Raw genomic sequence first — 9,246 nt, forward strand, 5'->3', positions numbered from 1 at the left:
GAGAAGACGCCCGACGAGGTCTTCGCCCTCGGCCAGTCCGAGGTCACCCGCATCCGCGCGCAGATGGAAGTGACGATGCGCCAGACCGGCTTCTCGGGCGACCTCCCCGCCTTCATCGCCATGCTGCGCAAGGACCCGAGGGTCTACGCCAAGAGCCGCCAGGAGCTGCTGGAGAAGGCCTCCGAGATCGCCAAGCGCATCGACGACAAGCTGCCCGGCTACTACGGGACGCTGCCGCGGCTGACCTACGGCGTGCGCCCCGTGCCGCCCGAGATCGAGGCCGCCTACACCACCGGCCGCTACTTCCAGGGCTCGCCGGAGCAGGGCGTGGCCGGCGGCTACATGGTCAACACCTATGCGCTGGACCAACGGCCGCTCTACGAGCTGCCTGCACTCACCGCCCACGAGGCGGTGCCGGGCCACCACCTGCAGATCGCGCTGGCCCAGGAGCTCAAGGACGTTCCGATGTTCCGCCGCGAGGGCGGGGTGACGGCCTTCGTGGAGGGCTGGGGGCTCTATTCCGAGAAGGTCGCCGGCGACATGGGCATCTACCGCGACGCCTACGAGCGCTTCGGCCAGCTGAGCTACGAGATGTGGCGCGCCTGCCGGCTGGTGGCCGACACCGGCATCCACTGGAAGGGCTGGGATCGGAAACAGGCCGAGGCCTGCTTCCTGGAGAACACGGCGCTGGCCCCGCTCAACATCACCGTCGAGGTGGACCGCTACATCTCGTGGCCGGGCCAGGCGCTGGCCTACAAGATCGGCGAGCTCAAGTTCCTCGAGCTGAAGGCCCGCGCGCGCCAGCGGCTGGGCGAGCGGTTCGACATCCGCAAGTTCCACGACGCGCTGCTGCTGGCCGGCCCGCTGCCGATGGAGCTGCTGGAGGCGCGCATCGACGCCTGGATCGCGGCGGAGGCGGCCCGCTAACGGCCGCTCGATCTCGCCTCAACCGCGGTCGCCACACGTGCTTCGCGAAGGTGACGTGATCGTCAACTTCCATCTGAACATTGATTAGAAATAATGATGCAACGTGCATCTGCTCGGCTATGATTTGGCGTAACACGCATTTCTAGGGCTGGACCCGGACGGGGCGAACCTCCTCCGTGGCCCATGGGAGGAACATTGGGATGATGCAGGCGCGTATTTCCGCCCTGGCGAGGGTGGCCGTCACCGCCCTTCTGGCCGGCTGCGCGAGCGACAGCTCGGCCCCCAACGCACTGTCCGCGGCGACGCCCACCTCGACCAGCGAGACGGCGGCCACGGCCATGCCGACGCAGATCGACAACTTCATGCTCGCCGACCAGAACTACATGGGTCACGAGCTGTACCGGGAGATGGGCGACGCCAAGGTCGTCGTGCTGATCACCCACGGCAACGGCTGCCCGATCGTGCGCAACCTGGCGCCCAAGGTGAAGGAGCTGCGCGCGAAGTACGAGGCGCAAGGCGTCCGCTTCATGATGCTGAACTCCAACCTGCAGGACAGCGCCGAGGAAGTGGCCAAGGAGGCGGCCGAGTTCGGCTACGACCTGCCGATCCTGATGGACAAGAACCAGCTGGTCGGCGAGCAGCTGGGCGTCACGCGCACGGCCGAGTTCTTCGTGATCGACCCCAAGACCTGGAAGGTCGTCTACCGTGGCCCGCTGGACGACCGGCTGGACTACGGGACGCAGAAGGCCAACGCCACCCACGCCTGGGCCGCCGACGCCATCGACGCTGCGCTGGCCGGACGCCAGGCGATGGCGGCCGGCAAGCCCAGCCCGGGCTGCCTGATCGACTTCCCCGACCGGGGCAAGGTGGCGACGATCTCCTACGCCAGGGAGGTCGCCCCGATCCTCGAGAAGAAGTGCGTGGCCTGTCACGTCGAGGGCGGCATCGGGCCGTTCGCCATGACCAGCTACGAGAAGGTCAAAGGCTTCTCGCCGATGATCCGCGAGGTCATCCGCACCGACCGCATGCCGCCGTGGAACGTCGACGCCCACGTCGGCAAGTGGAAGGACGACAAGAGCCTGACCCCGGCCGAGATCAAGACCGTGGTGCGCTGGGTGGAACAGGGCGCGCCGCGCGGCGACGGCGACGATCCGCTGGCCAAGAAGCGCTTCACCGTGGCGGAATGGCCGCTGGGCAAGCCGGACCTGATCCTCGACATCCCGGCCTACACGATCCCGGCGTCCGGCGTGGTGGACTACCAGCGCCCGGTCGTCGCCAATCCGCTCACCGAAGGCAAGTGGGTTCGGGCCGCCGCCTACCGCGTGGGCGAGCGCCAGGCCGTGCACCACTTCCTCTCGGGCTACCTCAAGGAACTGCCCGCGGACGGCAAGGGCAACGAGTCCCGCTGGGGCGCCTCCATGGGCGGCTACGCCGTGGGCGCCGAGGCCACCCTGTGGCCGGTGAACGTGGGCAGCTACCTGCCGCCCGGCGGCGGCATCGGCTTCCAGGCCCACTACACGCCGTTCGGCAAGGAAGTCACCGACAAGTCACAGCTGGGCCTCTACTTCTACAAGGACAACGAAAAGCCCGGTCTCGTGATGCGCAACTCGGTGGTGGTGGACAATTCGATCCGCATTCCCGCCGGCGCCGCGCGCCATCAGGAGACGGCCTACATCGACGTGCCAAAGGACATGCTGCTGTACTCGGCGTTCCCGCACGCCCACTACCGCGGCTATGCCTCGGACCTGTGGCTCCAGCTGCCGGACGGCACGAAGAAGCGGCTGCTTGCCATGCCGCGCTACGATTTCAACTGGCAGCGTGAGTACAGCTTCGCCGAGCCGCTGAAGATTCCAGCTGGCTCGAAGCTGATCGCCAACTACTGGTACGACAACTCCAAGCAGAACCCGGCCAACCCCGACGCGTCGAAGACCATCGTCTGGGGCGACCAGTCCTGGGAGGAGATGTTCTACACGGCGATCCGCTACCGCTGGCTGGACGAGACGGCGACCAAGCTCACCAACTACGACGAGCTGATGGACCAGACCCGCCTGTTCGGCATGTTCGACGACAACCGCGACGGCATGATCCAGAAGGCCGAGTTCAAGGGTGAACTGGGCGACCGGCTCTCGCCGTTCTACGCCCAGATGGACCAGAACAAGTCGGGCGGCATCGAGAACGCCGAGCTGATGGCCGCACTGAAGGTCATGCAGACCCGGATGCGCGAACAGGCGCAGGGCCACCCGATGCCCTCCAGCCCCGCCGCGACCAATGGCGCGGCTCCGGCTGCCAAGCCGGGTGGCGGACGCTAGCCTTCCCGGTCTCTCCCTGGCTAAACACCGGCCAGGGAGAGACCCATGCGCCTTCTGATCTACGAGCCCTCGTACCGTCGCCTGCAGCCGCAGATCGATGCGCTCGAGGGCGTGGAGCCGCTGGTGCTCGACAAGGCTGGCGCGGTGACCCTGAACGGCCAGGCCGTGCCGCCCGAGGCGGTGGACGCCGAGGCCGCCTGGACCAACGCCGACGTCTTCTTCAGCCCCGTGGCGCGCGCCTTCATGGTCGCCATGCTGAAGTCGCCGTCGCTGATATGGGTGCAGAGCGGAGCCGCGGGCTTCGACAACCCGGTCTTCGGCCAGATCGTCCAGAAGGGCGCGACCCTGACCACCAGCCACGGCCAGGCGGTCGGCATGGCCGACTACGTACTCTGGGGCGTGCTCGACGCGCTGCAGGGCGGCCCGGCGCGTCGCGCCGCCCAGGCCGCGCGCGAGTGGACCCGCCAGCCGTTCCGCGAGATCGCCGGCTCGCGCTGGCTGATCGTGGGCTTCGGCGCCATCGGCAAGGGCGTGGCCGACCGCGCCCGCGGGTTCGGCGCTCACGTCACCGGCGTGCGGCGCAATCCGGCGATCGATCCGTCCGCCGACCGCATCGCCGCCCAGGGCGACTTGCCGTCCCTCCTGCCCGATGCGGATGTGGTGGTCCTCGCCTGCCCACTCACCGCCGAGACGCGCCACATGGCCGACGCCGGCTTCTTCGCGGCGATGAAGGCGGGCTCGATCTTCGTGAACGTCGGCCGCGGCGGGCTGGTGGACGAGCCGGCCTTGCTGGCGGCCCTGGACAAGGGCGTGCCCGAGCACGCGGTGCTGGACGTCTTCGAGACCGAGCCCCTGCCCACGGAAAGCCCGTTCTGGGCCCATCCGCGGGTGACGCTGACGCCCCACTCGTCTGGGATGAGCAGCGGCAACGCCACGCGCAACGACGCCCTGTTCCTCGAGAACCTCGCGCGGTTCGTGGGCGGCCAGCCGCTGCTCAACGCGGCGGATCCCAAGGACGTGCTGGCCGGTTGAGTCTCACCTCCCCCGCGAAGCGGCGGGAGGTAAGTCAATCCGTCCAGAGGTCCTGCAGGTCGCCCTTGCGGTTCAGCATGCGGACCGCGCGCTTCACGACCGTCAGCAGGCGTTCGCGCCGGGCGGCCTCGTCGTAGGTCATCGAGCCCTTGGCGAGGCCCTCCAGCAGGAAGCGGCCGAGGTCGCGGCTGGTCTGGAAGCGCGGGTCGTCGCCGGCCGAGACCATGGCCCCGAAGCGGTCGCCGCCGACCTGGGCATGGTCGAAGGCGCTCTGCGCCCCGGCCAGCCGCTCGGCCAGCATCGGATCGGTGCGCGCGGCCGCCTCCAGTTCGGCGAAGGCGCGGAACGGCAGCTCCTGCAGCAGCGCCCAGTAGGCGTCGATCGCCTGCTCGGCGGCGTCCACGCCCGGCGCGGCCGGGGTAGAGGCCGCCTGCTCGAACAGGCGCGCCCGCGAAAGCTCGATGTGCGCCACCGCCGCCTCCACCAGCTCCTCGCGGGTGGCGAAGTGGTAGAGCATGGCCCCGCGCGTCAGCATGGAGGCGTCGGCGATCACCGCGTTGGTGGCCGCGTGGTAGCCGATCTCGGCGAAGAGGCGCATGGCCGCGTCCAGAATGCGCGCACGCGTCCTCTGCGACTTCGGCGTCGCCTTCGCGGGATATGTCCTGGCGTCCATCGGACCCAATTTTCGGCGACCTGGGGAGGGCCTGCTGCTTTCGCCCCTAGCAAGATGGGGGCTGTCCATGCCAGAGCATACGTCGCCGCAGCGGTCGCCGGACGCGCATTGTCCGCAGATTGGGCGCCTCCCGCGCGCCTCCGTGGCAGTTTCATGTAACGCCGCGATGCGTTGACTTCGGAAAAGAACTCATGACAGTGCGACTGCCATGAAAACTCCCCTGCCGAATCTTCGCGACCGCCAGCGGGAGGAGACCCGCGAACAGATCCTACGCGCCGTGGGCCGCCAGCTCGAGACCCGCAGCCTCGAGGACCTGAGCTTCGCCGAGATCGCCCGCGACGCCGGCGTGGGCGAGCGCACGGTCTATCGCCATTTCCCGACCAAGGAGGCGCTGCTGGGCGCCTTCTGGGCGTTCCTGCAGAACGAGGCGCTCCGTCAGCCGGAGAAGCCGAAGCCGGTGCGCTCGGACCGCCGTCTGCGCGAAGCGATCACCGCCCCGCGTGACGCGCTCCGGCCCATGCGCATCCTGGTGGCCACCGACGCCTGGGAGCCGCAGGTGAACGGCGTGGTCCGCACGCTCACCCGCGTGGTGCAAGAGCTGCAGGCCATGGGCCACACGGTGGAGGTGATCCACCCCGGCCAGTTCAAGACCTTCCCGCTGCCGACCTACCAGGAGATCAAGGTCGCGATCGGCGTCTACGAGCCCGTTCAGGAGCGCTTCAAGGCCTTCGAGCCCGAGGCGATCCACATCGCCACGGAGGGACCGATCGGGCTGGCCGCGCGGCGCATCTGCGTAGAATGGAAGCTGCCGTTCACGACCAGCTACCACACGCGCTTCCCCGAGTACGTCTCGGCCCGCCTGCCTTTGCCGCTGGCGGCGGGCTACGCCTACATGAAGTGGTTCCACAAGCCGTCGGGCCGGCTGATGGTGGCCACGCCCACCATGCGCGAGGAGCTGTCTCGCCACGGCTTCCGCAACATCTCGGCCTGGTCGCGGGGCGTCGACACCGAGCATTTCCGCCCGCGCGGCGCGGACGAGCCCGACCTCTTCGCCGACCTGCCGAAGCCGATCTTCCTCTACGTGGGCCGGGTCGCGGTGGAGAAGAACATCGAGGCGTTCGTGGCGCTGGACCTGCCGGGCACGAAGGTGGTGGTCGGCCCCGGCCCGCAACTGGACGAGCTGAAGGAGCGGTACCCTGCCGTCGTCTTCAAGGGGCCGAAGTCGGGCGCCGAGCTGGCCGCCCACTACGCCTGCGCCGACGTCTTCGTCTTCCCCTCGCTCACCGACACCTTCGGGCTGGTGATCCTGGAGGCCATGGCCGCGGGGACGCCGGTGGCGGCCTATCCGGCGCCGGGGCCGATCGACCTGATCCCGGGCTCGGGGGCCGGCGTGCTGGCGCTGACGGCCACCGAAGGGCTGCGCGAGGCCTGCCTGCAGTGCCTGGACCTCGACCGCGGCAAGGTGCGCACCTTCGCCGAGAAGTTCTCGTGGCGGGCCTGCGCCGAGGACTTCGTGAAGAACCTGCAGCCCTATCCCGAGCCCGAGAAGACCCGCTTCTGGCGGCGGCTGCGGCGACTGGCCCGAGTGCGGCGACGGAGGCCGGAGGCGGCCTGAACGCCGGCTTGCATGACACTTTTATGACAATGTGATTGGCGGTCGTCGAAACCGCGCGTAAACCGCCCCGCTCTACCGCCGCGCGCGGTACGATTCGTCAGGGATTCGCGACGCGACGATGGGCAAGAAGAGCGACAGGCTGCGTCCGGAACCCGATCGGGAACCGCGGACCCAGTACGCCGCCCTGCCCTGGCGCAAGAGCGGCGAGGGCGCCGTCGAGGTGTTGCTGATCACGTCGCGCGAGAGCCGCCGCTGGGTGATCCCCAAGGGCTGGCCGATCAAGGACATGGCGCCCGAGGCGGCGGCGGCCCAGGAGGCCTACGAGGAGGCCGGCGTGCTGGGCGAGCCGCGGCACAAGCAGCTCGGCGTTTACCACTACGACAAGCGCCTGCGCTCAGGCCGGCTGCAGCACGTTCGCGTGCTGGTCTATCCCCTGAAGGTCACCGAGGCGCGGGACATCTGGCCCGAGATGGCGGAGCGCGATCGCAACTGGACGTCCCCTGCCGACGCCGCCAGCCTCGTCGACGAGCCCGAGCTCAAGACCCTGCTGGCGAAGTTCAAAAGCTAGAGCAGCCGGCTGCGGATCGCCTGACTCAGCATGTCGATCAAGCTGACCGCGACGATGATGATGACCACGATCGCGGCCGTCGACGAATAGTCGAAGGCGTTCATGCTATCGACCAGCACCTGGCCCACGCCGCCGGCGCCGATCAGGCCCAGCACGGTGGCGCTGCGGCTGTTCGACTCGAAGCGGTACAACGCATAGCTGGTCCAGAGCGGCGCCACCTGCGGGATCACGCCCCAGACGATCTCGTGCAGCTTGGCCCCGCCGGTGGCGCGCACGCCCTCGACCGGCCCGCGGTCGATGGACTCGGTCGCTTCCGAGAACAGCTTCGCCAGGACGCCCGAGGTGCCGATCGCCAGCGCCATGACGCCGGCCAGGGGGCCCGGGCCCACGGCTACCAGGAAGATCATCCCGATGACGAGGTCCGGCACCGAGCGGACGATGTCGAGGAACCGGCGGATCGGCAGTTGGATGAACGCCGGCGTGATGTTCTTCGAGGCCAGCAGTCCCAGGGGGATCGCCGTCAGGATGGCCAGGAAGGTGCCCCAGATGGCCATCTGGATCGTCTCCCACATCTTGGAGACGTAGAGGCCGATGTTGGTGAAGTCGGGCCTGATGAAGCCGCGCCCCAGCTCCTGCATGTTGGCCGAGTTCGAGAACAGCAGCGGCAGCTTGTAGAGCTCGGCCGGCCCGAACGCGATCATCAGCAGCAGGACGAGGCTGCCCCAGATGAGCAGGTCCGGCGCACGTTGCGCCAGTGTCTGACGGGGCGGCGGCGGGACCGCGGAGGTTGTGGTCGTCGTGGAGGTCATTGGGCGGCGGCGGGCTCGATGGCGCGCCTCTGGGCGGCTTCGGCGCGGACCTTGTCGAACTCGGCCTGGGCCTTGGCCAGGCGGCTCTGATCGCCCGAACGCTTGGCGGCGGCCAGCGCCTCGCCGGCCTCCATCTCCCGCACCGGATCCAGGTAGGAGTTGTCGGCCGGCTTGAAGCCGCCGTAGGCGAGGCCCTTCAACACTTCACGCTGCTTGGCGCCCTTCTCGTCCGTGCCCGTGCCGTAGGTCAGGAAGAACTGGCGGATCTTCTCCTTCAGCGCCGGGTCCAGGTCGCGGCGCACCACGATCGACGACTCCGGCAGTGGCGGCGATTCCCAGATCACCTCGACCTTCTTGGCCAGCTCGGGGCTCTGGCGGGCGAAGAACAGCATGCCCACCGAATTGTTGGTCGCCACGTCGAGCACGCCGTTCGCCACCGAGAAGGCGTTGGCCTGGTGGCTGGCCGAGCGGACCGACTTGAAGCACTTGCCCGGCTCGATGTTGCGCGGGGTGAACAGATAGGTCAGCGGCGCGAGCGTGCCCGAGGTGGACTGCGTGTCGCCCAGGCCGAAGTTCAGCGACTTGTCGCAGGCCAGCACCTTGTCGAGGGTGATGCCGCTGTCCTTGCGCACGATGATGACGGACTTGTACGTCGCATCGCCGCCCGCATCGACCACGCGGCCCAGCACCTCGGCGTCGGCGCGGCGCACGGCCTGCAGCGCCGGCGAGGCCGAGAACCACCCCATGTGTACCTGCTTGAAGCGCATGGCCTCCACCAGGCTGGTGTAGTTGGTTGCGAAGTACGGCTTCACCTTCACGCCGATCGACTCTGAGAGGTCGGTCAAGAGCGGCGTCCACAGGGGCTCCATGGACGCCTGGTTCTCGGCCGACAGGATCGAGAAGGTGAGCTCGGAAGGCGCGCCGCCGGCGGCCGCCTTCTCTTCGGGCTTGCCGCAGGCGCTGAGCGCCAGCGCGGCCGCGGTGACGGTGAGGATCAGGGTGCGGCGGATCATGTGGGCGCTCCTTCCCAGAAGACGTCCTCGAATTCGGGGCCGTAGATGTCGATGAGCTGCTCGCGCTTCAGGCCCTCGGCCGGGCCGTCGTAGACGACCTTGCCGGCCTTCAGCGCCACCACGCGGTCGCAGTAGCGCAGCGCGTAGTCCACTTGGTGCAGGGTGACGAGGACGGTCAGGCCGTCGTTCTTGTTGAGCTCGCGCAGAATCTCCATCACGCGGCGCGCCGAGACGGGGTCGAGCGAGGCGACCGGCTCGTCGGCCAGGATGATCTTGGCCTTCTGGACGAGCGCGCGGGCG

8 protein-coding genes and 2 pseudogenes are annotated in these 9,246 nt (G+C 68.7%); 6 read left to right on the forward strand and 4 right to left on the reverse strand.

The genetic code is table 11. The features are described 5' to 3' along the window. The 3 genes from VGD44_RS06970 to VGD44_RS06980 all read left to right on the forward strand — a co-directional run. Window positions 1-927, forward strand: a 927-nt coding sequence (locus VGD44_RS06970; protein ID WP_331085274.1) for a DUF885 domain-containing protein, incomplete at its 5' end; no start/stop codon positions are given. A gap of 203 nt (window positions 928-1,130) precedes the next feature. Next, complete coding sequence (locus VGD44_RS06975) at window positions 1,131-3,236, forward strand: redoxin family protein (protein WP_331085276.1); 2,106 nt, start codon at window positions 1,131-1,133, stop codon at window positions 3,234-3,236. A gap of 45 nt (window positions 3,237-3,281) precedes the next feature. Next, window positions 3,282-4,268, forward strand: a complete 987-nt coding sequence (locus VGD44_RS06980; RefSeq protein ID WP_331085278.1) for a D-2-hydroxyacid dehydrogenase — start codon at window positions 3,282-3,284, stop codon at window positions 4,266-4,268. A gap of 34 nt (window positions 4,269-4,302) precedes the next feature. Here VGD44_RS06980 and VGD44_RS06985 read toward each other — a convergent pair whose 3' ends face one another. Beyond that, window positions 4,303-4,941 carry a helix-turn-helix domain-containing protein gene (locus VGD44_RS06985; RefSeq protein WP_331085280.1) on the reverse strand — a complete coding sequence of 213 codons (639 nt, stop codon included), beginning with the start codon at window positions 4,939-4,941 and terminating at the stop codon, window positions 4,303-4,305. A 208-nt stretch (window positions 4,942-5,149) separates the two neighbouring features. Here VGD44_RS06985 and VGD44_RS06990 point away from each other — a divergent pair. From VGD44_RS06990 to VGD44_RS07000, 3 genes and pseudogenes are all read left to right on the forward strand, one after another. Continuing rightward, window positions 5,150-5,332 (forward strand): annotated as a pseudogene (locus VGD44_RS06990) (TetR/AcrR family transcriptional regulator); the annotation flags it as partial. A gap of 126 nt (window positions 5,333-5,458) precedes the next feature. Further along, window positions 5,459-6,556, forward strand: coding sequence for a glycosyltransferase family 1 protein (locus VGD44_RS06995; protein WP_331085288.1), 1,098 nt, complete (start codon window positions 5,459-5,461; stop codon window positions 6,554-6,556). A 118-nt stretch (window positions 6,557-6,674) separates the two neighbouring features. Next, window positions 6,675-7,124 carry an NUDIX hydrolase gene (locus VGD44_RS07000; RefSeq protein ID WP_331085282.1) on the forward strand — a complete coding sequence of 150 codons (450 nt, stop codon included), beginning with the start codon at window positions 6,675-6,677 and terminating at the stop codon, window positions 7,122-7,124. On the opposite strand, the gene phnE is transcribed toward VGD44_RS07000, so the two are convergent. From phnE to VGD44_RS07015, 3 genes and pseudogenes are all read right to left on the reverse strand, one after another. Then, a complete protein-coding gene (gene phnE / locus VGD44_RS07005) occupies window positions 7,121-7,933 on the reverse strand; it encodes a phosphonate ABC transporter, permease protein PhnE (RefSeq protein ID WP_331085284.1) in 813 nt (270 codons plus the stop codon). The two genes, VGD44_RS07000 and phnE, sit on opposite strands and share 4 nt — an antisense overlap. Beyond that, window positions 7,930-8,946, reverse strand: a complete 1,017-nt coding sequence (phnD, locus tag VGD44_RS07010) for a phosphate/phosphite/phosphonate ABC transporter substrate-binding protein (RefSeq protein WP_331085286.1) — start codon at window positions 8,944-8,946, stop codon at window positions 7,930-7,932. The genes phnE and phnD overlap by 4 nt, the downstream gene beginning before the upstream one ends. Further along, window positions 8,943-9,246: pseudogene (locus VGD44_RS07015) on the reverse strand (phosphonate ABC transporter ATP-binding protein); the annotation flags it as partial. The gene phnD and the pseudogene VGD44_RS07015, both read right to left, overlap by 4 nt.

The organism is Phenylobacterium sp. (assembly GCF_036402295.1).
In the GTDB taxonomy this organism is placed as follows: Bacteria; Pseudomonadota; Alphaproteobacteria; order Caulobacterales; family Caulobacteraceae; genus Phenylobacterium.

Bases quoted from the DNA above. Each gene is read 5' to 3' on its own strand.
- VGD44_RS06980 (WP_331085278.1), top strand. From the start codon at position 3,282: ATGCGCCTTCTGATCTACGAGCCCTCGTACCGTCGCCTGCAGCCGCAG.
- VGD44_RS06985 (WP_331085280.1), bottom strand. From the start codon at position 4,941: ATGGACGCCAGGACATATCCCGCGAAGGCGACGCCGAAGTCGCAGAGG.
- VGD44_RS06975 (WP_331085276.1), top strand. From the start codon at position 1,131: ATGCAGGCGCGTATTTCCGCCCTGGCGAGGGTGGCCGTCACCGCCCTT.
- phnD (WP_331085286.1), bottom strand. From the start codon at position 8,946: ATGATCCGCCGCACCCTGATCCTCACCGTCACCGCGGCCGCGCTGGCG.
- VGD44_RS07000 (WP_331085282.1), top strand. From the start codon at position 6,675: ATGGGCAAGAAGAGCGACAGGCTGCGTCCGGAACCCGATCGGGAACCG.
- phnE (WP_331085284.1), bottom strand. From the start codon at position 7,933: ATGACCTCCACGACGACCACAACCTCCGCGGTCCCGCCGCCGCCCCGT.
- VGD44_RS06995 (WP_331085288.1), top strand. From the start codon at position 5,459: ATGCGCATCCTGGTGGCCACCGACGCCTGGGAGCCGCAGGTGAACGGC.